Annotated in this window: 27 protein-coding genes and 1 tRNA gene; 16 read left to right on the forward strand and 12 right to left on the reverse strand. The window is 71.4% G+C overall.

Features of this window, described 5'->3' with window-relative positions; all coding sequences use genetic code 11:
• Positions 1-24: 24 nt before the first annotated feature.
• From mfd to LB823_RS21910, 3 genes are read left to right on the forward strand one after another with little or no spacing between them, the layout of a single operon-like run.
• On the forward strand, positions 25-3,636 hold the full coding sequence (gene mfd, locus LB823_RS21900; RefSeq protein WP_255604253.1) for a transcription-repair coupling factor: 3,612 nt from the start codon (positions 25-27) through the stop codon (positions 3,634-3,636).
• Positions 3,633-4,595 (forward strand): MazG family protein, encoded by a 963-nt coding sequence (locus LB823_RS21905; RefSeq protein ID WP_224651579.1) that lies wholly within the window; start codon positions 3,633-3,635, stop codon positions 4,593-4,595. The genes mfd and LB823_RS21905 overlap by 4 nt, the downstream gene beginning before the upstream one ends.
• Before the next feature lie 43 nt (positions 4,596-4,638).
• The gene (locus tag LB823_RS21910; RefSeq protein WP_224651582.1) at positions 4,639-5,367 is read left to right on the forward strand and encodes a lytic transglycosylase domain-containing protein; all 729 of its coding nucleotides are present in this window, start codon (positions 4,639-4,641) and stop codon (positions 5,365-5,367) included.
• 3 nt (positions 5,368-5,370) lie between these two features.
• On the opposite strand, the gene LB823_RS21915 is transcribed toward LB823_RS21910, so the two are convergent.
• The 5 genes from LB823_RS21915 to LB823_RS21935 all read right to left on the reverse strand — a co-directional run bounded on the left by LB823_RS21915 (position 5,371) and on the right by LB823_RS21935 (position 7,508).
• A complete protein-coding gene (locus LB823_RS21915) occupies positions 5,371-5,673 on the reverse strand; it encodes a MerR family transcriptional regulator (protein ID WP_224651584.1) in 303 nt (100 codons plus the stop codon).
• 146 nt (positions 5,674-5,819) lie between these two features.
• Positions 5,820-6,158 carry a hypothetical protein gene (locus LB823_RS21920; RefSeq protein ID WP_224651585.1) on the reverse strand — a complete coding sequence of 113 codons (339 nt, stop codon included), beginning with the start codon at positions 6,156-6,158 and terminating at the stop codon, positions 5,820-5,822.
• A 56-nt stretch (positions 6,159-6,214) separates the two neighbouring features.
• Positions 6,215-7,045 (reverse strand): DoxX family protein, encoded by an 831-nt coding sequence (locus LB823_RS21925; protein WP_224651587.1) that lies wholly within the window; start codon positions 7,043-7,045, stop codon positions 6,215-6,217.
• A gap of 34 nt (positions 7,046-7,079) precedes the next feature.
• Entirely contained in the window at positions 7,080-7,289 is a 210-nt protein-coding gene (locus tag LB823_RS21930) for a CsbD family protein (protein WP_224651589.1), read from the reverse strand.
• A 48-nt stretch (positions 7,290-7,337) separates the two neighbouring features.
• Entirely contained in the window at positions 7,338-7,508 is a 171-nt protein-coding gene (locus LB823_RS21935; RefSeq protein ID WP_224651592.1) for a hypothetical protein, read from the reverse strand.
• A 311-nt stretch (positions 7,509-7,819) separates the two neighbouring features.
• On the opposite strand from LB823_RS21935, the gene LB823_RS21940 reads away from it, so the two are divergent.
• A complete protein-coding gene (locus LB823_RS21940) occupies positions 7,820-8,035 on the forward strand; it encodes a hypothetical protein (RefSeq protein WP_224651594.1) in 216 nt (71 codons plus the stop codon).
• A 55-nt stretch (positions 8,036-8,090) separates the two neighbouring features.
• Here the strand turns inward: LB823_RS21940 and LB823_RS21945 are convergent, their stop codons facing one another.
• Positions 8,091-8,444 (reverse strand): hypothetical protein, encoded by a 354-nt coding sequence (locus LB823_RS21945; protein ID WP_224651596.1) that lies wholly within the window; start codon positions 8,442-8,444, stop codon positions 8,091-8,093.
• Positions 8,445-8,567: 123 nt separating this feature from the next.
• Here LB823_RS21945 and LB823_RS21950 point away from each other — a divergent pair, with 123 nt between their 5' ends.
• The gene (locus LB823_RS21950) at positions 8,568-9,008 is read left to right on the forward strand and encodes a pyrimidine dimer DNA glycosylase/endonuclease V (RefSeq protein ID WP_224651597.1); all 441 of its coding nucleotides are present in this window, start codon (positions 8,568-8,570) and stop codon (positions 9,006-9,008) included.
• Between the two features lie 11 nt (positions 9,009-9,019).
• Here the strand turns inward: LB823_RS21950 and LB823_RS21955 are convergent.
• Positions 9,020-9,091, reverse strand: a tRNA-Gln gene (locus LB823_RS21955).
• A gap of 130 nt (positions 9,092-9,221) precedes the next feature.
• Here LB823_RS21955 and glmU point away from each other — a divergent pair.
• The 6 genes from glmU to LB823_RS21985 all read left to right on the forward strand — a co-directional run bounded on the left by glmU (position 9,222) and on the right by LB823_RS21985 (position 14,518).
• The gene (gene glmU / locus LB823_RS21960) at positions 9,222-10,673 is read left to right on the forward strand and encodes a bifunctional UDP-N-acetylglucosamine diphosphorylase/glucosamine-1-phosphate N-acetyltransferase GlmU (RefSeq protein WP_224651599.1); all 1,452 of its coding nucleotides are present in this window, start codon (positions 9,222-9,224) and stop codon (positions 10,671-10,673) included.
• The gene (locus LB823_RS21965) at positions 10,670-11,647 is read left to right on the forward strand and encodes a ribose-phosphate diphosphokinase (RefSeq protein ID WP_224651601.1); all 978 of its coding nucleotides are present in this window, start codon (positions 10,670-10,672) and stop codon (positions 11,645-11,647) included. The genes glmU and LB823_RS21965 overlap by 4 nt, the downstream gene beginning before the upstream one ends.
• 7 nt (positions 11,648-11,654) lie before the next feature.
• Positions 11,655-11,957 (forward strand): DUF1905 domain-containing protein, encoded by a 303-nt coding sequence (locus tag LB823_RS21970; protein ID WP_224651603.1) that lies wholly within the window; start codon positions 11,655-11,657, stop codon positions 11,955-11,957.
• Positions 11,958-11,967: 10 nt separating this feature from the next.
• Positions 11,968-12,309 carry an arsenate reductase (glutaredoxin) gene (arsC, locus tag LB823_RS21975; protein WP_224651605.1) on the forward strand — a complete coding sequence of 114 codons (342 nt, stop codon included), beginning with the start codon at positions 11,968-11,970 and terminating at the stop codon, positions 12,307-12,309.
• Positions 12,310-12,318: 9 nt separating this feature from the next.
• Positions 12,319-13,206 carry a LysR family transcriptional regulator gene (locus LB823_RS21980; RefSeq protein ID WP_224651607.1) on the forward strand — a complete coding sequence of 296 codons (888 nt, stop codon included), beginning with the start codon at positions 12,319-12,321 and terminating at the stop codon, positions 13,204-13,206.
• A 133-nt stretch (positions 13,207-13,339) separates the two neighbouring features.
• Positions 13,340-14,518: an NAD-dependent formate dehydrogenase gene (locus LB823_RS21985; RefSeq protein WP_224651609.1), complete on the forward strand. Its 1,179-nt coding sequence runs from the start codon at positions 13,340-13,342 to the stop codon at positions 14,516-14,518.
• Positions 14,519-14,554: 36 nt separating this feature from the next.
• Here LB823_RS21985 and LB823_RS21990 read toward each other — a convergent pair whose 3' ends face one another.
• Together LB823_RS21990 and LB823_RS21995 are read right to left on the reverse strand one after the other, a co-directional pair.
• Positions 14,555-15,583, reverse strand: coding sequence for an FUSC family protein (locus LB823_RS21990; RefSeq protein ID WP_224651629.1), 1,029 nt, complete (start codon positions 15,581-15,583; stop codon positions 14,555-14,557).
• Between the two features lie 24 nt (positions 15,584-15,607).
• Positions 15,608-15,799: a hypothetical protein gene (locus LB823_RS21995; protein WP_224651611.1), complete on the reverse strand. Its 192-nt coding sequence runs from the start codon at positions 15,797-15,799 to the stop codon at positions 15,608-15,610.
• A gap of 154 nt (positions 15,800-15,953) precedes the next feature.
• Here LB823_RS21995 and LB823_RS22000 point away from each other — a divergent pair, with 154 nt between their 5' ends.
• From LB823_RS22000 to LB823_RS22020, 5 genes are all read left to right on the forward strand, one after another.
• Positions 15,954-16,982, forward strand: coding sequence for a Dyp-type peroxidase (locus LB823_RS22000; protein ID WP_374201374.1), 1,029 nt, complete (start codon positions 15,954-15,956; stop codon positions 16,980-16,982).
• Positions 16,979-17,776: a family 1 encapsulin nanocompartment shell protein gene (locus LB823_RS22005; RefSeq protein ID WP_224651615.1), complete on the forward strand. Its 798-nt coding sequence runs from the start codon at positions 16,979-16,981 to the stop codon at positions 17,774-17,776. The genes LB823_RS22000 and LB823_RS22005 overlap by 4 nt, the downstream gene beginning before the upstream one ends.
• Before the next feature lie 46 nt (positions 17,777-17,822).
• Entirely contained in the window at positions 17,823-20,372 is a 2,550-nt protein-coding gene (locus LB823_RS22010) for an ATP-dependent Clp protease ATP-binding subunit (RefSeq protein ID WP_224651617.1), read from the forward strand.
• 97 nt (positions 20,373-20,469) lie between these two features.
• The gene (locus LB823_RS22015) at positions 20,470-20,631 is read left to right on the forward strand and encodes a hypothetical protein (protein ID WP_224651619.1); all 162 of its coding nucleotides are present in this window, start codon (positions 20,470-20,472) and stop codon (positions 20,629-20,631) included.
• A gap of 2 nt (positions 20,632-20,633) precedes the next feature.
• Positions 20,634-21,374, forward strand: coding sequence for a hypothetical protein (locus LB823_RS22020; RefSeq protein ID WP_224651621.1), 741 nt, complete (start codon positions 20,634-20,636; stop codon positions 21,372-21,374).
• On the opposite strand, the gene LB823_RS22025 is transcribed toward LB823_RS22020, so the two are convergent.
• The 3 genes from LB823_RS22025 to LB823_RS22035 all read right to left on the reverse strand — a co-directional run bounded on the left by LB823_RS22025 (position 21,371) and on the right by LB823_RS22035 (position 24,331).
• On the reverse strand, positions 21,371-22,525 hold the full coding sequence (locus LB823_RS22025) for a GGDEF domain-containing protein (protein WP_224651623.1): 1,155 nt from the start codon (positions 22,523-22,525) through the stop codon (positions 21,371-21,373). The genes LB823_RS22020 and LB823_RS22025 overlap by 4 nt on opposite strands.
• A gap of 130 nt (positions 22,526-22,655) precedes the next feature.
• Entirely contained in the window at positions 22,656-23,486 is an 831-nt protein-coding gene (locus tag LB823_RS22030) for a dienelactone hydrolase family protein (protein WP_224651631.1), read from the reverse strand.
• Between the two features lie 26 nt (positions 23,487-23,512).
• The gene (locus tag LB823_RS22035; RefSeq protein ID WP_224651625.1) at positions 23,513-24,331 is read right to left on the reverse strand and encodes an LLM class F420-dependent oxidoreductase; all 819 of its coding nucleotides are present in this window, start codon (positions 24,329-24,331) and stop codon (positions 23,513-23,515) included.
• Positions 24,332-24,409: the final 78 nt, after the last annotated feature.

Here is a 24,409-nt window from a genome sequence, read left to right on the forward strand (position 1 = left end):
TCCCCCGTCCCCGCCCTCGCCGGACTGACCAGGGCGGTCGCCGCCGATCCGGACATCGCCGCCTTCGCGGAGGCGGCGGGCAGGCCCGACCTCACCGTCACCGCGGTCGACGGTGCGCGTCCCTTCCTCGTCTCGGCGCTCGCCGACCGCGCGCCCGTCCTCGTCGTCACGGCCACCGGGCGCGAGGCCGACGACCTGACCTCCGAGCTGCGGGAGATGCTGGGCGACGGTGCCGTGGCCCAGTTCCCCAGCTGGGAGACGCTGCCGCACGAACGGCTCTCGCCGGGCGCCGACACCGTCGGCAAGCGGCTGCAGGTGCTGCGCCGCCTGGCCCACCCCGACGACGCGCAGTACGGCGTCCCGCTGCGGGCCGTCGTGGCGACGGTCCGCTCCCTGGTGCAGCCGATGGCGCCCGGGCTGGGCGACGCCCCGTCGATCACGCTGCGCGAGGGCGTCGAGCACGACTTCGACCAGCTCATCGAGACCCTGGTGGAGCTCGCGTACACCCGGGTCGACATGGTGGGCAAGCGCGGCGAGTTCGCCGTGCGCGGCGGCATCCTCGACGTCTTCCCCACCACCACGGATCTGCCCGTGCGCGTGGAGTTCTGGGGCGACGAGATCACCGACCTGCGCGCCTTCTCCGTCGCCGACCAGCGCTCCCAGCCCGAGGTCGAGGTGGGCACCGTGCACGTCTACCCGTGCCGCGAGCTGCTGCTCACCGCCGAGGTCCGGGAGCGCGCGGCCGCGCTCAAGGCCGATCATCAGAACGACGCCGCCCTCCTCGAGATGCTGGAGAAGCTCTCGCAGGGCATCCCGGTGGAGGGCATGGAGGCGCTGATCCCCGCGCTCATCCCGGGCGAACTGCAGCTGCTCACCGACGTGCTGCCCGCGGGCGCCCACACCCTGCTGCTGGACCCCGAGAAGATCCGCACCCGCGCAGCGGATCTCGGCCGCACCGGCCAGGAATTCCTCGAGGCGTCGTGGACCGCCGCCGCGCTCGGCTCGGCCGCGCCGCTGGACCCGTCCGGGATGAACCTGGGCGCCAGCGCCTACCGCCCCCTCGACGAGGTGCACGCCTCCGTCTCGGACGCCGGGCGTCCGTGGTGGACCGTCTCGCCGCTGGCGACGGGGCCGGACGAGGGCCCCGATCACCTCACCGTCCACGCCGAACACGCGCCCGCGCCACGGGGATCCGACGCCGAGGCGGAGAAGCTCTTCGCGACGCTGCGCGCCCACGCCGCATCCGGCGGCACCGGGGTGATCGTGGTCGCCGGCCAGGGCACCCGCGCCCGCATCCTGGAGCGGCTGCGCGACGCCGAGGTCCCCGCGACGGAGCTGGACGCGGGCGCCGCCCCGAAGCCCGGCACCGTCGGCGTGCTGCGCGGCAGCCTGCAGACGGGCCTGACGGTGCCCGCCGAGAAGCTCGTGCTGCTCGCCGAGCCCGATCTCACGGGCAACCGGGTCGCGGGCGTCGGCGACGGCAGGCGACTTCCGGCCAAGCGCCGCAACCAGGTCGACCCGCTGGCCCTGACCGCCGGCGACCTCGTGGTGCACGACGAGCACGGCATCGGCAAGTTCGTCGAGATGATCGAGCGCACCGTCGCGGGCGCCCGCCGCGAGTACCTGGTGATCGAGTACGCACCGGGCAAGCGCGGCCAGCCGGGCGACAAGCTGTTCGTCCCGATGGAGTCGCTGGACCAGCTCTCCCGCTACGTGGGCGGCGAGATGCCGGCACTGTCGAAGATGGGCGGCAGCGACTGGCAGAACACCAAACGCAAGGCGCGCAAGGCCGTCCGCGAGATCGCGGGCGAGCTGGTGCAGCTCTACGCGGCCCGCAACGCCGCGCCCGGCCACGCCTTCGCGCCGGACTCCCCGTGGCAGCGCGAGATGGAGGACGCCTTCCCGTTCACCGAGACCGTCGACCAGATGACGGTGATCGGCGACGTGAAGGGCGACATGGAGAAGCCCGTCCCGATGGACCGCGTCGTGATCGGCGACGTCGGCTACGGCAAGACCGAGATCGCCGTCCGCGCCGCCTTCAAGGCCGTCCAGGACGGCAAGCAGGTCGCGGTGCTCGTGCCGACGACGCTGCTCGCGCAACAGCATCTGAAGACCTTCGAGGAGCGGATGCAGGGCTTCCCGGTCACGGTCAAGGGCCTGTCCCGGTTCACCGACAAGCTGGAGACGCGGGCCGTGCTCGAGGGCCTCGCCGACGGCAGCGTCGACGTGGTGGTGGGCACGCACCGGCTGCTGCAGACCGGCGTGCGCTGGAAGGACCTGGGCCTCGTGATCGTCGACGAGGAGCAGCGCTTCGGCGTCGAGCACAAGGAGCACATCAAGGCGCTGCGCACCAACGTCGACGTGCTCACCATGAGCGCCACCCCGATCCCCCGCACACTGGAGATGAGCATGGCGGGCATCCGGGAGATGTCCACCATCCTCACCCCGCCCGAGGAGCGCCACCCGGTGCTCACCTACGTGGGCGCGTACGACGACAAGCAGGTGGCCGCCGCCATCCGCCGCGAGCTGCTGCGCGACGGCCAGGTCTTCTACGTGCACAACCGCGTCAGCTCGATCGACCGGGCCGCCAAGCACATCCGCGACATGGTGCCCGAGGCCCGGGTCGTGGTGGCGCACGGGCAGATGGGCGAGGAGGCCCTGGAGAGCACCGTGCAGGGCTTCTGGAACCGCGAGTTCGACGTGCTGGTGTGCACCACCATCGTCGAGACCGGCCTGGACATCTCCAACGCCAACACCCTCATCGTGGAGCGCGCCGAGAACCTCGGCCTCTCGCAGCTGCACCAGCTGCGCGGGCGCGTGGGCCGCTCCCGCGAGCGCGGCTACGCCTACTTCCTCTACCCCTCGGAGAAGCCGCTCACCGAGACCGCCTACGACCGGTTGGCGACCATCGCGCAGAACAACGACCTGGGCGCCGGCATGGCCGTGGCGATGAAGGACCTCGAGATCCGCGGCGCCGGCAACGTTCTCGGCGCGGAGCAGTCCGGCCACGTCGCCGGCGTCGGCTTCGACCTGTACGTGCGGCTCGTCGGCGAGGCGGTGGAGGCCTACCGCGCCGCCGCCGACGGCAAGCCGATCACGGTGCCCGAGGAGCAGAAGGAGGTGCGCATCGACCTGCCGGTGGACGCGCACATCCCGCCGGACTACGTGACCAGCGACCGGCTGCGCCTGGAGGCGTACCGCAAACTGGCGGCGGCGCACGACGATACGGCCGTCGCCGAGGTGCTCACCGAGCTCACCGACCGCTACGGCCCGCCGCCGGTGGAGGTGGAGCGGCTCGCCGCGATCGCCCGCCTCCGGTCCCTCGCGCGGAACGCCGGCGTCACCGAGATCACCGTGACCGGAACCAATCTGCGCATCGCGCCGATGGAACTGCTGGACTCGCAGCAGATGCGCCTCAAGCGGCTCTACCCGGGCGGCTCCTATCGCGCCGCGACCCGCACCATCACCTTCCCGCTTCCGCGGGTGGGCGGGGGCGGTGTCGGCAGCGAGCGGGTGCGCGACATCGACGTACTGCAGGCCGTCGCCGACTTCCTCGCCGCGATGGACGGCAAGGGCGCCGGCTACTGGCGGCTCGACCAGCCGCCCCGCGCCGTCGCTGCCACGGAGGCCCCGTGAGCGAGCCCCGCGGCACCGTCGTGCTGCTCGACCCCGCGCTGCCCACCCTGCTGCCCGTCGCGGCGCTCGCCCGGCTCACCGGCCCCGTGCACTACACGGAGGAGCTGCCGGTGAGGCTCGCATGGCACCTGCCCGACGGGCACCCCGTGCTCGGCGCGGAGGCCCCCGCGGGCGCGACGTTGCTGACCTCCGACGAGACGCACCCCGCCGCGACCGCGCTGCGGGCCGCGGGCGCCGACGTCATCGCCTCGCCCCGGCCCACCGGGCTGGCGGTGCTCGACACCGTCGAGCTCATCGACCGGCTGCGGCGGGAGGGCCCGTGGGAGTCCGAGCAGACGCACGCGAGCCTGCTGCGCTACCTGGTGGAGGAGACCTACGAGGTGGCCGACGCCGTGGCGGCGCTCGACGACCCGGAGGGCGGGGCCGCCGCCGCGGCCGAGCTACGCAGCGAGCTCGGCGACCTGCTTCTGCAGGTCGTCTTCCACTCGCGGATCGCCGAGGAGGGACCGCACCCGTTCGGCATCGACGACGTGGCCCGCACCCTCTCCGCCAAGGTCCGCCGGCGCACGCCCCACCTGGCCGACGGTGCCGAGGTCGACGTGGCGACGCAGGCCGAGAACTGGGAACGGCAGAAGCGGCTCGAGCGCGGCGAGCGCGCCTCCGTCCTCGACTCGATCTCGCTCGGCCAGCCCGCGTTGGCGCTGGTCGCGAAGGTCTTCGAGCGGCTGCGCACCGTCGACTTCCCCACCGAGCTGGTCCCGGACGACGTGCGCACCGTCACCGTCGACCCGACGGAACCGGACGCGGCCTTCGAGCTGGACTACCGCCGACGGGTCCTGGCGTTCATGGACCGGGTGCGCGAGGCCGAGGCCGTGATGGCCTCCGACGGGGTAGAATCGTGGGTCACCGCCTGGGGCGACGGTCACGCCGGGAACCCCGAGGCACAGCCCGGACGTTGAGATCGCGTCCCCAGTTTCCGGCGAGAGAGTTCACGGCGAGGTCATGGTCAGTTCCCGCATGCGCGCGGCGTTCGTCGTCGGCGTCGCGACGACGGTGCTCGCCGGCTGCGGCGCGATCGACCCGCGCCCCGAGATCCCGCAGGGCATCCCGCCCGGCGCGGGCGCTCCCGTGCCGCTGATCAACGTGAACGGACCGGGCCGCACCTCGGACCTGCTCCGCGACTGGGCCACGCCCATCAGCGTGGCCACCGGCATCCCGGTGATCTCGCTGGAGGCCTACGGCAACGCGGCCGAGGCGCTGCGGCAGCGCACGCCCGAGTGCGGGATCGCGTGGACCACCCTGGCCGGGATCGCCTTCATCGAGAGCAAGCACGGCACCTACCACGGCGCGACGATCGCGCCCGACGGCAAGGTCTCGCCGCCCATCCGCGGCGTGCCGCTCGACGGGACCAACGGGAACATGGAGATCCGCGCGACGGGGACCGACCCGCACCGCCCGAACGCGAAGTTCGACGCGGCCATGGGACCGTTCCAGTTCATCCCCGAGACCTGGCAGCGCTTCGGCGTGGACGCCAACGGCGACGGCAAGGCCGACCCGGACAACATCGACGACGCCGCGATGACCGCGGCGCGCTACCTCTGCGTCTCGGGCAAGGACCTGACCACCGCGAAGGGCTGGGAGAAGGCCGTGATGGTCTACAACCAGTCCCGCAAGTACGTCCTGGACGTGCGCGACGCCGCGGCCGCGTACTCGGTGAACGTGCAGCCGTAGCCGCTAGTCGGCGCCGGCGCGGCAGGCGTCGAGTTCCGACCGCAGCGACGCGCATTCGTCCTCCAGGGCCAGGATGCGCTCCACTCCCGGGAGATTGATCCCGGTGGCGACGAGTTCGGTGATCCGGCGGATCCGCGCGATGTCGTCCTCGCTGTACCGGCGGGTGCCGCCGGCGGTGCGCTGCGGCCGGATCAGGTGCCGCCGCTCGTAGAGGCGGAGCGTCTGGAGGCCGACCTGCGACAGCTCGGACGCCACCGAGATGCTGTACACGCCGAGGTCGGAGCGCACGCGATGCGACTGCGTCATCGCACTCCTCCTTCGCGCCGCTCTGCGTCCCGCACCCGCACTATGTGTCGCGCGGGAGCGAAAACCTGATGCCTTCACTGTAGATCCTGCGGGCCGGTGCTAGTGGTACCACCCGCCGTCCCCGCGGATCCGATCCACGGGGACGGTCAGGTGTGCGGGACCTCGGCCAGAGGCGGCAGATCCCCGACGGCGGCGTCGTAGGCGTCGATCAGCCACGCCGCGGAGCGGTCGGCGATCAGGACGGCCGCGCCGTCGCCCAGGGCACCGTCGAAGAAGCGGACCCGCCACGGCGCCCCGGCGTCCTCGTCGGCGAGGCCGGTGACGGCGTCCGTGTTCGTCGCGAGCAGGTAGCGCCCGAGCTCGAAGTCGACGCGCAGCGCGTACTGACCGTCGAGGTTCTCGACCCGGGCGCTCCGCTGCGTCGACACCTCCAGCGCGTGCAGCGCGTCGGTGTACCGCCCGGTGAACTCTGGCCTGCGGGGCACGGCGTCTCGATTCTCGTCGACCTACCGCGGCCGCGATCCGGGCCGGGCGGCCCACGTTACGCGACCCGCGCGCGCTTCCTCCTGTCCGCCACCGCGGCGGACGCCTCGTCCCGCAGGGCGTGGAGCCGGTCGCCCGCCGCGTCGACGAGGCCGGACGCGGCCTCCGCGGCGTCGGCCAGGACCGGTCGTGCGCGATCCACGACGTCGTCGAGGACGGGGCGCGCTCGCTCCACCGCATCGTCGACGACCGGCTTCACCTTCTCCGCCGCATCGGTGATCGCGGGCTTCGCCTTCTCGACGGCGCCGGCCACTGCCGGCTTCGCCTTGCCGATCGCGGTCGCGCCGTACTCCTGCGCCGCGTGAGCCCTGTCCCGCCAGGCGTTCCCGTCGTCGTGATGCCCGGGCGTGATGGCGGAGACGGTGTCGGAGACCCGTTCGGACGCGCGCTCGGCGGCGCGGCGGGCACGCCAGGTGACGCCGGGCTTTCCCTCGGTGTCGAAGCCGGCGATCAGCACGCCGCCGAGCAGCGACAGGTTCTTCACGAAGTGCAGCTGTTGCTCGCGCCGGGCTTCGGGGTCCGCCTCCGCCCAGAACGGGTGGTCGACGACCGTCGCGGGCACGAGGGTGCCCGCGAGGGCCAGCGAGGCGGCCCGCGGAGCCCGCCCGGTGGCGAGCAGCAGGCCGCCGCCGAGCTGGACACCCGCGTTGATCCGCACCCAACTCCGGGCGCTCGTCGGGATCGCCGTCGAATCGGGCAGGGCCTCAGTGGCCTTCTCGACCAGCGGGGCGACGGTGTCCGCCTTCCGCCCCGGGTCGCTCGTCAGGCCGGTGTACCCGGTGTAGACGAAGATCGATCCCAGTAGTGGTCGTGCGATCCGTCGAATCATGTCCAGCTCCCATCGTCGTCGGATATCGGGCGGATCACTTGCCCGAGAGCTTGTCCTTCACCTCGTCGACGCCCTCCTTGACCTTGTCGGCGGCGCCGGCGATCTTGTCCTTGATGGAGGCCTCGGCCTGGTCGCCACGGCCCTCCTCCTTGAGCTGCGGGTCGTCGAACGCGGTGCCGACGGTCTCCTTGGCCCGGCCCTTGATGTCCTGTGCCTTGTTCTTGGCGTCATCGGCGAAGCTCATCGTGCTCTCCTTCATGTCGGGGATTGCCTGTGCTGCTCGACGGCCGGATCAGCCGATCGGGGCGGCTGCCGTGTACAGGACGAGGGGAACCATCAGTCCCAGCGTCAGTAGCAGCAGCGCCACGATCACGACCCCACCGCGAGGGTGGACGACCAGCGGCTGAGCCGCCTCGACGGGGTGGCGCGGGACTCGTGCCGGGGTGGCTCGGAGGTCGTTCATCTCGCGCTCCCATCTGAAAATCTATGTCGTGTCGAACAGATTTCACGTTATGAGCGAAGCTCATTCCTGTCAACGGTCGCGCTAGAAAAGAAGCTCGAAACAGGAGGAAACAGGGCGCCACCTGCACGTTCCCCGCACTGTGCGGCTCGTCACATTCGCCCCGTGTGCGGCCTCGGCCCCCGCCGATCCGGCCCTTCCCGGCCGCGCCGACCGACGACGATCCGGCGGGGTAAAGGCCGCTTGGGAGAACCGGCAGCGAAGGCCCACCCGGCTGACACCGAGCACCCAGGTTCGGGGCGCACCGTCGAACCATGACCATCAGCCGAAAGACCCTCGCCGCAGCCGGATTCCTCGCGATCTCAGCCCTCGCCCTCAGTCCTGCCGTCGCCTCCGCCGACACTCCATCGATGTACGACACGTGCTCCGCCGCACAACAGGGACGGGACATCACAACCGCCGACGGCGACACCCTCCGGTGCGTGAACATCGACTCGGGCTCCGGCTACTACTGGGTGGAACCCAACTGACCTGATCGCCGCGCTCCCCTCCCCGGCGCGCGTGATCCCGCGAAGGCGCGGGCCGCTAGACCTCGAGTCCGGCGGCCCGCGCCTGCTGCTTGATGCGACTCATCTCGGAGACGTTGCCGATGATCGCGATCCAGTTGTAGACCAGCAGGGAGATCAGTCCCCACCATCCGGCGAGCAGGTTGTGGGTCTGCGCCGCTCGGTAGGCGGCCCGGATCTGCTGGTAGTCGCCGGTGGCGTAGGAGTCCTGCCACTGCGCCAGGATGAGCAGCCCTGTGTGCTTGCGGAACTTCGCCTGGAAGACGGGGCCCTGCGGGTACGGCTGCGGCGGATACCCCTGCTGGGCGTAGGGCTGCTGGGCGTAGGGCCGGCCGGCAGGCTGCTGCGCCGGGTCGTACTGGTTCGGATTCATGGGCTCATCACGCCACGGCGCACTTGCGGTCGCCTTGCGCCGGGGTTGGTGCGCGGGACATTTCGGGCGAACCGGCACCGGTGCCGGTGCCGGAACCCGTTGCGGGCCGGATAGCGTGGAGTCATGCGCATCTGGTCCGTCCACCCCCGCTACCTCGACCGGCAGGCACTCATCGCGTGCTGGCGCGAGACGCTGCTCGCGCAGGCGGTGCTCGCGGGCCGCACCAAGGGCTACACGCGACACCCGCAGCTGGAGCGCTTCCGCGCGACCCCGGATCCGCTCGCCGCGGTCGGCGCGTACCTCGCGGCCCTCGCCGACGAGGCCGACGCCCGCGGCTACAACTTCGACCGCACCCGCATCGACGAGCCGGACGCGACCGTCGCACCCATCGACGTGACCGACGGGCAGCTGGACCTGGAGTGGGCGCACCTGACGGCCAAACTGAAGACGCGGAGCCCCGAGGTGGCGGAGCGGTGGACTGCCGTCGAATCACCGGAACAGCACCGCAGCTTCCGGACGGTGCCCGGCCCCGTCGAGCCGTGGGAGCGGGCGGAACGGCCGTAGGGCCGAGGCTGCTCTCCCGCCAGGACTCGAACCTGAAATGTCTGAACCAAAATCAGAAGTGTTGCCGATTACACCACGGGAGACCGGGCCCGGGCGGGTGCCCGGAACCGTCGTCCAGCATTGTGCCACGGACGCTCCACCGCGGCGGTTCTCGTAGGATTGCGCCGACTCTCGACGCGAACGCACGACACGGACGACACCTCAGGAGAAGCGATGGCGAACGGAACAGCGGTGGTGATCCTCGCCGCGGGCGCGGGAACGCGGATGCGGTCGAAGATCCCGAAGGTGCTGCACGCGATCGCGGGCCGCACCCTGCTGGGCCACGCGCTGCACGCCGCCGCGGGCACGAAGCCGGAACACCTGGTGGTGGTGGTCGGGCACGATCGGGACCGGGTCTCCGAGGCCGCCCTCGCCACGGCCGGCGAGCTGGACCACGAGATCCTCGTCGCCGTGCAGGAGCAGCAGCGGGGCACCGGCGACGCCGTGCAGGCGGGCCTGAGCGCCCTCCCCGCGGACTTCGCCGGCACCGTCATCGTGACGGCCGCCGACGTCCCCCTCCTCGATGCCGCGACGCTGCGGGAGCTCCTCGCCACGCACACCGGCGGCCACGGCGCCGCGGTCACCGTGCTGACCACCGCCGTCGCCGACCCGTCCGGGTACGGCCGCGTGCTGCGCACGCAGGACGGGCAGGTCACGCAGATCGTCGAGCAGAAGGACGCGACGCCCGAGCAGCTCGCGATCACCGAGATCAACTCCGGCGTGTACGCCTTCGACCATGCGCAGCTCGTCGCCGCGCTGGCCCAGCTGCGGCCCGACAACTCGCAGGGCGAGCTGTACCTGACCGACGTGATCGGCATCGCCCGCGCGGCCGGCCAGCTCGTGCGCGGCGACCACGTCGACGACGAGATGCTGGTCGCGGGCTGCAACGACCGCATCCAGCTGTCCCAGCTCGGCCGCGAGCTGAACCGGCGGATCGTCGAGCGGCACCAGCTGAACGGGGTCACCGTCGTCGACCCTGCGAGCACGTACATCGACGTGGACGTCGAGATCGCGCCCGACGTCGTGATCCAGCCGGGCACGCACCTGCGCGGCGCGACCGTCGTCGCCGAGGACGCGGTGATCGGACCCGACACCACGCTGGTCGACACCGAGGTGGGCGCCGGCGCGACGGTGCTGCGCAGCGAAGTGCACCTGTCGGTGATCCGCGAGAACGCGACCGTCGGGCCGTTCAGCTACCTGCGGCCGAACACCGACCTCGGCCCGAAGGGCAAGATCGGCGCCTTCGCCGAGACCAAGAACGCGCAGATCGGAGCGGGCAGCAAGATCCCGCACCTGAGCTACATCGGCGACGCCACCATCGGCGAGGGCAGCAACATCGGCTGCGCGACGGTGACGGTGAATTACGACGGGGTGAACAAACACCGAACGGTGATCGGCGACCACGTGCGCATCGGATCCGACACGATGCTCATCGCGCCGGTGGAGGTCGGCGACGGCGCGTACAGCGGAGCGGGTACCGTGATCAAGCGCGACGTGCCGCCGGGAGCCCTGGCGGTCTCCGCCGCGGATCAGCGGAACATCGAGGAATGGGTCCTGCACCGGCGTCCGGGCACGAGCTCGGCCGAGGCGGCCCAGCAGGCTATCGCGAGGATTGACGAGCAGTGAGCAACTGGATCGATAACCAGAAGAACCTGATGCTGTTCTCGGGGCGTGCCCACCCCGAGCTGGCGCAGCAGGTCGCCGACGAGCTCGGTGTGCAGGTCACCCCGCAGACGGCTCGCGATTTCGCCAACGGCGAGATCTTCGTGCGCTTCGAGGAGTCGGTGCGCGGCAGCGACGCCTTCGTCCTGCAGAGCGCCCCGTACCCGGTCAATCAGTGGATCATGGAGACGCTGATCATGATCGACGCGCTCAAGCGCGGCTCGGCGAAGCGGATCACGGCGGTCCTGCCGTTCTACCCGTACGCCCGCCAGGACAAGAAGCATCGCGGCCGCGAGCCGATCTCGGCGCGCCTGGTCGCCGATCTGTTCAAGACCGCGGGCGCGGACCGGATCATCACGGTCGACCTGCACACCGACCAGATCCAGGGCTTCTTCGACGGGCCCGTCGACCACATGCACGCGCAGACCATGCTCGCCGAGTACGTGCGCGAGCACTACGGCACCGAGAACATGGTGGTCGTCTCCCCCGACGCCGGCCGCGTCAAGGTGGGCGAGAAGTGGGCCGACGCCCTCGACGGCGCGCCCCTGGCCTTCGTGCACAAGACCCGCGATCCCAACGTCGCGAACCAGGTCAAGAGCAACCGCGTCGTCGGTGACGTCGCCGGCCGCACCTGCGTGCTGATCGACGACATGATCGACACCGGCGGCACCATCGCGGGCGCGGTGGGCGTGCTCAAGGAGGCCGGCGCGAAGGACGTGATCATCGCGACCACGCACGGCGTCTTCTCCGAGCCGGCCACCGAGCGCCTCGCCAACTGCGGCGCACGCGAGGTGATCGCCACGAACACGCTGCCGATCCCGCCGGAGAAGCACTTCGACAACCTCACCGTGCTCCCCATCGCGCCGCTGCTCGCGCGCACCATCCGCGAGGTCTTCGAGAACGGCTCGGTGACGAGCCTGTTCAACGGCAACGCGTAGCCACGCCGTGCCGGGCGTGCGGGGCGACTTCCGGGCCGAGATCTGGCTCGCGGAATCGACCGGCGCCTGGCACTTCGTCTCGCTCCCGAACCACCTGGCCGACGAGATCGCCGACACCGTCGACGGCTCGAAGCCCGGGTTCGGGAGCGTTCGCGTCTCGGTGACCGTCGGCGCGACCACGTGGGCGACGTCGATCTTCCCCGACGCCAAGCGCGGCACCTACGTGCTCCCGGTGAAGAAGGCCGTCCGCGCCGCGGAGGGCGTGGAGGCCGGCGACACCGTCGCGGTTTCCCTCGCCGTGACGGACTAGATTGGCCGGTATGGACGCGACGATCTATCACAACCCCCGCTGCACCAAGTCCCGCCAGGCGCTGGCCCGGCTGGAGGAGGCCGGCGCGACGGTGACGGTGGTCAAGTACCTCGACCAGGTGCCGTCGAAGGCGGAGCTGACGAAGCTGATCGCCGACGCCGGGCTCACCGTCCGGCAGGCCGTGCGCACCCGCGAGGCGGAGTACAAGGACCTCGGCCTCGCCGACGCGACCGACGACGCCCTGCTCGACGCGATGATCGCGCACCCGAAGCTCATCGAGCGCCCCTTCGTGGTGACCGCCAAGGGAACGCGCATGGCGCGCCCCACCGAGGCCGTCGACGAGATCCTGTAGCGGAGGGCGATGCTCTTCCGTCAGCTCGAGTACTTCGTCGCCCTCGCGCGCGAGCAGCACTTCGCGCGCGCGGCCAGCGCCTGCTACGTGTCACAGCCGGCGCTGTCCGAAGCGATCCGCAAGCTCGAGCGCGAGCTCAAGGTGCCGCTCGTGCTCCGCGGCTCCTCCTTCGAGGGCCTCACGCCCGAGGGCGAGCGGCTGGTGCCGTGGGCGCGCCGGATCCTCGCCGACCGCGACGCCCTCGAACACGAGGTCACGGCCCTGCGCACGGGCCTCACCGGCGAGCTCAGCCTCGGCGTGATCCCCGCGGCCGCCACCTCCGCCGCGCTGCTCACCGACCCGTTCTGCGCCGCCCACCCGCTGGTCCGGGTCCGGGTGTGGGCGGGCCTGCGCTCCGCAGACGTGGTGGAGCGGATCCGCCGGTTCGAGCTGGACGCCGGCATCGTCTACCCCGGGGGCGTCGACGTCGACGGCCTGGCCGTGACGCCGCTCTACACCGACCGGCTCGCCCTCATCGCGCGCGAGGACCTCCTGCCCGACGGTGACGGGCCTTGTCCGTGGGCGGACGCCGCGCAGTTGCCGATGTGCCTGCTCCACGAGGGCATGCACGGGCGCGACCTCGTCGACGCGGCGGCGCGGGCGCACGAGGTGCGGCTCTCGCCGCGGCTCGAGGCGGACTCGGTGGCGACGCTCCTGGCCATGGTGGGCGCCGGTCGCTGGGCGTCGATCGTGCCGCGCGCGTGGATCGCGACGTACCGCGCACCGTCGGGAACGCGGACCGTCGAGCTGGAGGGCACGGAGGATCTCGCCACCTCCGTGGCCCTGGTGCGGGGCGCCGGGGAGCCGGAGTCGCCGCTGGCCCGCGCCCTCGCGGAGAGCGCGCACCGCGCCGGCTGAGTCCCTGCCTGCGGTGATCGGCGGCGCCTATCGGGCGAGCGGATCCCCGTATTGGACGCGGCGTCCGGGACGCGCGAAGGTAGTTGCAGAGGGACGAAATCAATTCTCCCCCTCAATTATTCGAGGAGTTGTCATGGCGAAGATCCTGTGTGTCCTGTACCCCGACCCGGTGACGGGCTACCCGCCCGAGTACGCCCGCGATTCCATCCCGCTGATCGAGGCCTACCCCGGCGGGCAGACCATCCCCTCCCCCGCTGCGATCGACTTCACGCCGGGCGAGCTGCTCGGCTGCGTCTCCGGCGAGCTGGGCCTGCGGAAGTACCTCGAGGCGGCCGGCCACGAGTTGATCGTGACGCCGGAGAAGGACGGCCCCGAGTTCGAGCGGCACCTGGCCGAGGCCGAGGTCGTCATCTCGCAGCCCTTCTGGCCCGCGTACCTCTCGGCGGAGCGCATCGCGAAGGCCCCGAACCTCAAGCTGGCGCTCACCGCCGGCATCGGCTCCGACCACGTCGACCTGGACGCCGCCATCAAGGCCGGCATCACCGTCGCCGAGGTCACCTACAGCAACTCGATCAGCGTCGCCGAGCACGCCGTGATGCAGATCCTCACGCTGGTCCGCAACTTCGTGCCCTCGTACAAGTGGGTCGTCGAGGGCGGCTGGAACATCGCCGACTGCGTCGAGCGCGCCTACGACCTCGAGGGCATGGACGTGGGCATCATCGCGGCCGGCCGCATCGGCCAGGCCGTGATGCGCCGCCTCGCCCCGTTCGGCGTGCGGCTGCACTACTTCGACACCCGCCGCCTGCCGCTGGAGCTCGAGCAGGAGCTGAACCTGACCTTCCACGATTCGGTGGAGTCGCTGGTGCGCTCGGTGGACGTCGTCGACATCCATGCCCCGCTGCACCCGAAGACCTATCACATGTTCGACGCCGATCTGCTGTCGACGATGCGCCGCGGCTCCTACATCGTCAACACGGCGCGCGCCGAGATCGTGGTCCGCGACGACGTCGTCGCCGCGCTCGAGTCCGGGCAGCTGGCGGGCTACGCCGGCGACGTCTGGTTCCCGCAGCCGCCGGCCGTCGACCACCCGTGGCGCACCATGCCGCACCACGCGATGACCCCGCACGTCTCCGGCACCACGCTCTCCGCGCAGGCCCGGTACGCCGCGGGCACCCGCGAGATCCTCGAGGACTTCTTCGCGGGCTCGGCCATCCGCGACGAGTACCTCATCGTCGACGGCGGCGCGCTGGCCGGCGTGGGCGCGAGCTCGTACACGTCCGACGGTTCCGCCAGCCCGGGCGCGCACGTCTGATCGCCGACGGTGCGCGGCCCCGGCCCGGGCGGCGGCTCAGCCGCGCCGCGCGGCCGGGCTGCGCACCAGGAGCGCGACGGCGACGCCCACCACCACGCCGATCACGGTGTCGACGCCGCGGTAGAGCAGCATCCGCACCGGATCGGTGGGGTCGGCCAGCTCGGTCATCAGCATGATCAGCGGGGTGAAGAAGCCGATCGCGACGGCGTAGTGCCGGGCCGTGTAGAGCTCCGTCGGGAACAGCAGCGCGATCGCCACGAGCGCCAGCGCGGTGGGCCCGGGGTCCAGCGCCAACAGCGCCGCGGCCACGGCGAGCCCCACGAAGGTCCCGATGGTGCGGTGCGTCGCACGGGTGATCACCAGCCCCGTCTCCGCGTCGGAGGGCCGGCCCGCGTCGATCACCGCGAGCGGGACGGCGGCGGCGGCCATCGCCCAATTGGCGTGGTCGACGCCGATCAGCACGCCCGCGGTGCCCGCGATGCCGACGGCGAGGGCGTAGCGCAGCGCGTGGATGCCCACCCCGGGGGCGGGGCGCCGGACGACCATCGCGATGCCGTCCCACCAGGGGCGGCCGCGGAACGGATCGGGTCGCCCGACCGCGCCGACCACGATGGCGAAGACCACCGTCGCGGCGCAGATCGCGAGCGCCTGCCAGGGCGGGGCGAGCCCCGCCGGCAGCGTCGCGGTCGCGCCCATCGCGAACAGGAAGAAGAACGGCCCGGCGGGGCGCAGCCGCACCGCATCGGACAGGACGGAGCAGACGGTGGCGAAGACGACGCCGACCGCCACGAGCACCCAGGGCGGTGCCTGATGGTGCGCCAGGGTGATCCCGAGCGCCTCACCCGCAATGAGCAGGCCGCCGGCCTGCACCTGGTGCACGATCCGCGGGCGGCCCTGCTCGCCCCGCCCGTACATGCCGGCGAAGGCGCCGAACTCGGCGTAGATCAGCAGCTCCGGACGGCCCCAGGCGATGAGCACCAGGCCCGGGACGAGGAGCGCTATCGCGACGCGGAGCGCGTGGCCGCCGTCGCGCAGGTCGGGCCGGTAGCGCTCGGGGAGGTTCATCCCCACCGGACGCCGCACGCGGGGTCAGGCGTACGCGGCGAACACCGCGGCGAGGATCGCGCACACGGCGGCGCCGCTGACCGCGCCGGCGGCGAGCAGCGCGTTGGTCGTGTAGGTGGCGTCCGAGGCGGGACGGCGCGGCGTGGAGACCACGCACGCGGCGACGACGCCCGCGAGCGCTCCGAGTGCCAGCACCACCACTACGATCCACGTCATCTTCGACTCCCTCCGGTCCTGTGAACAACACCCAATACCGTCGAAACGGAACCGACGACGGTGCACGGACCATCATCGCACGCGCGGCTTTTCGCGTCCCGCTGCGCCGATCGTTCTTCCCCACCGCACCGTCCAGACCTGAGTTAGGGTGAAAATCGTGGTCCCGAATCAAGTAGTGATCTCGCCGTTGACCCAAGCCGCGATGTTCGTCGTGGTGACGATCGAGCAGGGCCGCGAGGACCACGTCCACGACGCCCTCGACAACCTCTCCGGGCTCACCCGCTCGGTCGGCTTCCGGCACCCCGAGAAGCTTCTCTCGCTCACCACCTCGTTCGGCTCCGACGCCTGGGACCGGCTGTTCTCCGGGCCCAGGCCGCGGGGGCTGCACCCGTTCACCCCGCTCGACGGTCCGCGGCACCGCGCACCGTCGACCCCCGGCGACGTGCTGTTCCACGTCAAGGCGAGCACCCTCGACATGTGCTTCGAGCTGTCCTGGCGGATCCTCGAGGCGCTCGGCGACGCCGTGACGGTGGTCGACGAGGTGCACGGCTTCCGGTTCTTCGACGACCGCGACCTGCTCGGCTTCGTCGACGGCACCGAGAACCCCGCGGGCGCAGCGGCGGTGGCCGCCACCGCGATCGGCGACGAGGATCCCGACTTCGCCGGCGGCAGTTACGTGCACGTGCAGAAGTACCTGCACGACATGGGCGCGTGGCGCGCTCTGTCCGTCGAGGAGCAGGAGCGCGTGATCGGGCGGAGCAAGCTCGAGGACATCGAGATGTCCGACGATGTGAAGCCCACGAACGCCCACATCGCGCTCAACGTGATCGAGGACGAGAACGGTGAGCAGCTGCAGATCATGCGGCAGAACATGCCCTTCGGCGAGCTCGGCAAGGGCGAGTTCGGCACGTACTTCATCGGCTACTCCCGCGACCCCGGCGTCACGGAGCAGATGCTGCACAACATGTTCATCGGCTGTCCGGCGGGCAACACCGACCGGATCCTCGACTTCTCGACCGCGCACACGGGCTGCCTGTTCTTCACCCCGTCGGGCGACTGGCTGGACGCCCCGCCCGACCTCCCCGCCGACGACGCACCGTCGGCGGAACCGACCGCAACGACCCCGCCCGCCCGCGCCGAGGGCTCACTCGGCATCGGCGGCCTCAAGGAAGGCACGCAATGAACAACCTGCACCGTCACCTCGCACCCGTCACCCCCGAGGCCTGGGAGGAGATCGAGACCGAGGCCTCCCGCACGTTCAAGCGGAACATCGCCGGCCGCCGCGTCGTCGACGTCACCGGCCCCGACGGGCCCGAGGCGGCCGCGGTCGGCACCGGACGCCTCCTCCCGGTCGACGGCCCCGCCGAGGGCGTGCAGGCGCAGCTGCGCGAGAGCCGCCCGCTGGTGCGGCTGCGCGTCCCCTTCACCGTCTCCCGCGACGCCGTCGACTCGGTGGAACGCGGCGCGCAGGACGCGGACTGGGATCCGGTGAAGGCCGCGGCGAAGCAGCTCGCCTACGCCGAGGACCGCGCGGTCTTCGAGGGCTACGCCGCCGCATCGATCGCCGGCCTGCGCGCTTCCTCGTCGAACGCCGCCATCGCCCTGCCGAGCGACCCGATCGACGTCCCCGACGCCGTCGCGGGCGCCCTCGAGGACCTGCGGCTCGCGGGCGTCGACGGGCCGTACTCGGTCCTGCTCTCGGCCGACGTCTACACCTCGATCAGCGAGACCACCGACCACGGCTACCCGATCCGCGAGCAGCTCAAGCGGTTGGTGGACGGCGAGATCATCTGGGCGCCTGCGATCGACGGCGGCTTCGTGCTGACCACCCGCGGCGGCGACTACGAGCTGCGGCTGGGCACCGACGTGGAGATCGGCTACCTCAGCCACGACGCGACGACCGTGGAGCTGTACCTGCAGGAGACGTTCACGTTCCTGGCCTACACCGCGGAGGCTTCGGTCCCGCTGACCTCCTAGAACACCGCTCCACCCTCCCCTCCGATAACCGAAGAAAGGCATCCCCATGAGCGAACTCGACGGCGTTTTCGACGACATCTTCCAGCGGTTCTTCGGCAATTCGGTGGGCCGGCCCGCGACGGCGCGAGTGGACCTGAACCGCCTCCTCAACGAACAGGCGAAGTCCCTGCTCGCCGAGGCCCAGGTGGCGGCGTCCGACTGGGACAACCCGGAGATCACCCCCGAGCACCTGCTCTACGCGGCCGCGATGAACGAGCCCACGCGGGACGTGCTCGTCCGGCTGAAGCTGGACCCGGACAAGGTGGCCGCCGCGATGCAGGCCGCCGCGCAGGCGAGCGCGAACCCGGCCGCGATGGACGGCGCGCCGTCGCTGAGCCCCGCGTCGCGGCGCGCGCTGCGGGTGGCGCAGCAGCACGCCGCGCAGAACGGGCAGTCCTACGTCGGGCCCGAGCACATCCTGCTCGGCATCGCCGACAACCCCGACACCGTTGCCGCACAGGCGCTCTCCGGTGGCGGCATGGCCGCCGGCCAGACTCCGGGCAAGCCCGGCAAGGCGGGGAAGCCCGGCAAGGCCGGCACCGTCGGGCAGGCACCGCAGCAGGAGAGCACGACCCCGACGCTCGACGAGTACGGTCGCGACCTCACCGCCGAGGCCCGCGCGGGCAAGGTCGATCCGGTGGTCGGTCGCGCCGAGGAGATCGAGCAGACCATCGAGATCCTCTCCCGGCGCCGCAAGAACAACCCCGTCCTCATCGGCGACCCCGGCGTCGGCAAGACCGCCATCGTCGAGGGCCTGGCGCAGCGGATCGTCAACGACGACGTGCCGAAAACGCTTGCCGGGCGCCGCGTGATCGCGCTGGACGTGAGCTCCATGGTCGCGGGCAGCAAGTACCGCGGCGAGTTCGAGGAGCGCCTGACCAAGGTGCTCGACGAGGTGCGCGAGCATTCGGACGAGCTGGTGGTGTTCATCGACGAGCTGCACACGATCATCGGCGCCGGCGGTGGCGGCGAGGGCTCCATGGACGCCGGCAACATGCTCAAGCCCGCGCTGGCGCGCGGCGAGCTGCACGCGATCGGCGCCACCACGATCGACGAGTACCGCAAGTACATCGAGAAGGACGCCGCCCTCGAACGCCGCTTCCAGCCCGTGATGGTCAGCGAGCCCTCGGTGGACGACACCATCGAGATCCTGCGCGGCCTCATCGACGTCTACGAGGAGCACCACCAGGTGCGCTACGAGGACGCGGCGCTCGTCGCGGCCGCGGAGCTCTCCGACCGGTACATCACGGACCGATTCATGCCGGACAAGGCGATCGACCTCGTCGACCAGGCCGGCGCGCGGGTCCGCCTGCGCACCAAGACCCCCGACGCCGACACCCGTTCGATCGAGGACGAGCTCGGCGCGCTGCGCCGCGAGAAGGACAGCGCCGTCGAGGGCGAGGACTACAAGGCCGCCGACGAGCTCAAGGAGAAGATCTCCGACGCCGAGGAGCGCCTCGCGGCGGCGGGCGGCGGCGAGGCCGAGCCGGAGGTCACCGTCGTCGACATCGCGGAGGTCGTCTCCCGGCGCACGGGGATCCCGGTGGCGGACCTGACCTCCGAGGAGCGGGAGAAGCTGCTCCGCCTCGAGGACGACCTGCACGACCGCGTGATCGGCCAGGACGAGGCGGTGCTCGCCGTGTCCGAGGCCGTGCGCCGCGCCCGCGCCGGGCTCAAGGACCCGGGCCGGCCCATCGGCTCGTTCCTGTTCCTCGGCCCGACGGGCGTCGGCAAGACCGAGCTCGCGAAGGCGCTGGCCGCCACCGTCTTCGGCGACGAGGACCGACTGATCCGGTTCGACATGAGCGAGTTCCAGGAGAAGCACACGGTCTCGCGGCTGGTGGGTGCCCCTCCCGGCTACGTGGGCTACGAGGAGGCCGGGCAGCTCACCGACAAGGTGCGGCGCCAGCCCTACTCGGTGATCCTGTTCGACGAGGTCGAGAAGGCCCATCCGGACGTCTTCAACGTGTTGCTGCAGCTGCTCGACGACGGCCGCGTGACCGACGCGCAGGGCCGCACCGTCGACTTCAAGAACACGATCGTGATCCTGACGTCGAACATCGGCGCCGACCTGATCCTGGACGCGCCGGAGGACGACTTCGAGTCGGTCATCCCCCAGGTCAAGGACCGGCTGCGGACGCACTTCCGGCCGGAGTTCCTCAACCGCATCGACGACACGGTGATCTTCCACCGCCTGGACAAGGCGCAGCTGCGCAACATCGTCGAGCTGATCCTCGACGGTACGCGGCGCCTGCTGCGCGCCCAGGACGTGGAGCTGGACGTGACCACCAAGGCGGAGGACTGGCTCGCCGACGAGGGCTTCCAGCCCCAGTTCGGCGCGCGCCCGCTGCGCCGCACGGTGCAGAAGGAACTCGACAACCGGCTGTCGTCGATGTTGCTGCGCGGCGACGTCCGCGCCGGCGACACGGTCCGCGTGGACGCCGATGACGACGGCCTCGTGCTGTCGGTGGTGGAGAAGCACGCCGACGGTTCCGTGTCCGAGGGCTCCCTGCCCGCGGGCGACGAGCCGGACGCCCCGGAGAAGGAGAAGGTATGAGCGACAAGAACACCCGCGAAGAAGAGATCGAGCACGAGCAGAAGCGCAAGCAGGAGGAGCGCGACCGCCTCGAGCGAGAGGAACAGGAGCGACTGGAATGAGCGATTCGAACGAGACGGACCTCTCCGCCCTGGCGGAGACTCCCGCCCAGGCTGCTGCCGAGGCGCAGCAGGCGGAGCTCGACGCCCGCGAGGCGGTGGGCGCGGACCTCGATGACGACGGGGAGAACGTCCTCGCCGAGGAGGAGGGCATCTCCTAGCGGTGACCTGGTTCGGGGACTGGTGGCAGCACGAGGTGATCGGCGCCCAGAAGGGCCCGCTGCTGCTGAGCTTCGTCGCGTTCGTGGTCACCTTCGTCGCGACGCGGTCCGTCACACGGATGATCCGCGCCGGCCACGGACCCTTCCACGACGTCAGCGCGGGCGGGGTGCACCTGCACCACTCGACACCCGGCCTGCTCCTGCTGGTGGCGGGCGCGTTCACGGCGGTCGGCGCCGCCGGGCGCGCGCCGTGGGCCTACCTCGCGGCGCTGCTCGTCGGCGTGGGCGCCTCGCTCGTCCTCGACGAGTTCGCGATGATCTTCCACCTCAAGGACGTGTACTGGTCGCAGGAGGGGCAGCTGTCCGTCTCCGTGGTGACGCTGGCGGCGGCCTGCGTCGTGCTGGCCGTGGTCGGGGTCTCCCCCGCGAACGTCCCCGGACTGGGCGACACCGAGCGGTGGGTACGGGGCGGCGTCGCCACGCTGCTCGTGGCGCACCTGCTGCTCGTCGCCGTGACCGCGCTCAAGGGCAAGTACCCGACGGCCCTCGTCGGGCTGTTCGCCTGGCCGGTGGCGTGGGTCGCCGCCGCCCGGATCGCCCGCCCGACCGCGCCCTGGGCCCGGTGGTTCTACTCCCCCGCGAAGACGGACCGGGCCCGGCGGCGTGACCGGGAGTTCGCCGCGCGCTGGGGTCCCGTCCGGCAACGCTGGGACGACCTCATCGGCGGGCGGCCGTCGAGCTAGGCCGAGGGATGGTCCTCGCGATGGACGGTCGTGCGGCCGCCACCCGACTCCTTGCTCCGGCGGAGGGCACCGTCCGCCGACTCGATGACCGAGACGACGAACCGGCTCCGGTCGTCGAAGGTCCGCAACACCGCGGGCTCCGGGAGCTCCACCGAGGCGATGCCCGCGCTGAACGACATCCGCTCGCCGCCCGCCAGCACGGGCAGTCGCTCCTGCACGTCGTGCAGGACCGCCGCCACGGCGGGCGCGCTCAGAGGCGACACGACGGCGAATTCGTCCCCGCCGACTCTGGCGACCAACGACTCCCGGAGCGCCGACCGCTGCAGCGCGACCGCCACCGCCCGGAGCGCGGCATCGCCCGCCAGATGCCCGTAGGCGTCGTTGACGTGCTTGAACCGGTCGACGTCGAGCATGCACACCGAGAACCGCCCGACCGTCGACCGCATTAGCTCGTCGACCGAATCCCGGAACCCCGTCCGGTTGAGCAGTCCGGTCATCGCATCGGTCGACGAGGCCGTCAGGCTCGCCCTGATCAGTTGCTTGAGCTGCCAGGTGTACAGGTAGTTGAGGATCACGACACCGCCGATCCCGAGGATGCTGACCGCGACCTGGGCGCTCACGGCGAGCGGGGTCGCGCCGTACACCTGGATCACCCGGATCCCCAGATAGACGATGACGATGCTGGAGACGACGAGATGCAGCGCCAGGGCGCGCGTCGTCAGGAAATGCGCCGCGTACGCGCCGACGGTCGCAAACAGCACGGTTCCCGCCAGCGCCGCGGCCGGGCTCTCGTACAGGACCAGAATGCTGGAGACCACGACGTCCGCGTACAGAACGAACAGCCTGCTGATCAGCTTGCGGCGCGGGCACGGATTCCACCACAGCGACGTGATCGGAAAGCGACTGACGGCGACGGCGGCCGGGACCCCCGACACACACAGGAGGGACAGCGCGATCGTGCGGGCAGCGGAGTCCCCGGCCCCCTCGGGGGTGAAGATCATGACGGCGCCGAAGATCCCGACGCACAGGGTGAAGCCGGCGACCAAGTACCGCCAGACGACGTCGCTGACGACCGCATGACGCCTCAATCGATTGAACGCCAGGCCGAGTTCGTCGCCGTTGCGGTCGGGGTGGCTACCGGTGATCTCCATGATGGCGCCGAGACTAGCAATAGTAAATGCTTGGTAATGACACGCAAAAGTTCTCTTGACCGTTATGGGAAGATCGGTCTGAGCTGCGCGAACGCACCCCGTAGCCCTCGTCGGCGCCCGGCTCGCTGAGTCAGGACGCAGGGAGCAGGGTGTCGCGGAAGAGCTGGATGACGTCGTCGAGGGCCTGACGGGTGGGCTGGCCGGGCTCGTCGATGAGGTGCTCGGTGAGCACCGAATGCGGCGGCGTCGGCGCGTCCGGGTTCGCGTCCGCACCGTCGATCTCGACGGCGATGAAGGCGTCGCCCAGCTGCTCCCGGAGGAAGTCGAAGCGCTCGCCGGGCACCAGCTTGTCCGTCGTGAACCGCAGGCCCAGCACCTTGAGCCCCTGCTTGGCGCACCGCACCTTGACGGTCTCGAGGTCCTCCGGCGAGATGTCGATGTTCCGGCGCCGACCCGGCGTGATCCCCAGGGGCATCGATGGCTGGCTGAGCACGGGCGCGAGCAGCACGTCGTCGACCGCCATACCGAGCGCGAAACCGCCGGTGAAGCACATGCCGACCGCGCCGACGCCCTTGCCGCCGCAGCGCTCGTGTTCGTGCCGGGCGAGCGCGCGCAGCCAGGAGACGACCGGCGAGGACTTACCCACCGCGAGGATGGTGAACTCCCTGCTCACGCACAGCGGCGCGATCGAGGCGCCCGCCATCGCGGCGCCCTTGAGTCCGGTGTTCTTCGGGTTGGCGTCGAGCCCCGGGATGCCGAACAGCTGGGGCACGACCGCGGTGAAGCCCGCTGCCACCACCTTCCGGGCGAACTCCAGGACCTTCGGCGTGATCCCGGGGATCTCTGCCATGACGATCACGGCCGGACCCTCGCCCTTCCGGTACACGTCACGGGTCGCCCCGTCGGCCGTGAACGACTCCTTCGCGAAGTCGGTGAGGTTGGCGGCGGCTTCTGCTCTCAGGTCCACCGCACCATCGTGCCCGACCGTCAGAGAAGGCGCTGCGCGACGGCCTCGAGCGCGGGCCACGGATCGTCGTCGAGCGCCTGCACCGCGACGTGGTCCGCGCCCGCGTCGAGGTGCGCCCGCACACCCGCGGCGACGGCGTCCCCGTCGCCGTGCACGGCCAGCACGTCGACGAGGCGATCGCTCCCGGGCTTCTCGACGTCGGCCTCGTCGAAGCCGAGGCGCCGCAGGTTGGCCACGTAGTTCTGCAGGCCGAGATAGAACTTCACCGTCCTACGCCCCAGCTCGCGGCCGCGGGCGTCGTCCTCGTCGAGCACCACCTTCTGCTCCGGCGCGAGCAGCACCCCGTCGCCGAGGATCTCCCGCGCGCTGCGGGTGTGCTCGGGCGAGGTCAGGTACGGATGCGCGCCGGCGGTGCGGTCGGCGGCGAGGCGGAGGACCTTGGGCCCGAGGGCCGCGAGCACCGTCTGCTCCTTCGGCACGCCCTCGGCGGCGAGCACGTCCAGGTAGTCGACGAGCGCCTGGTACGGCGTGCGGTAGTCGGCGCTGGCCTCGCGATGCCCGGCGCCGATGCCGAGCACGAACCGGCCCGGGTACTTCGTCTCGATGCGATGGAAGGCGGCGGCCGCGGACCGCGCGTCGTCCTGCCAGATGTTGAGGATGCCCGTCGCGACGACCAGGTCCTCTGTCGCGTCGAGGAGCGGGTCGACCACCGCGAGGTCGCCGCCGGGCGAACCGCCGAGCCACAGCGTGCCGTAGCCCAGCTCCTCGGCCCGTGCCGCGAAGGCACCGTCGACCAGTGTCGCGCCGCGCCAGATCCCCAACCTGCCCAGAGTCGTCATGGCCGGTGCAACACCGCCAGCTGCGGGATCCATTCCCTCTCGGATCACGGCGAGTCAGATCACGGCGCGCGGCAGGGT

The organism is Tsukamurella sp. M9C, assembly GCF_020169415.1.
Taxonomy (GTDB): Bacteria; Actinomycetota; Actinomycetes; order Mycobacteriales; family Mycobacteriaceae; genus Tsukamurella.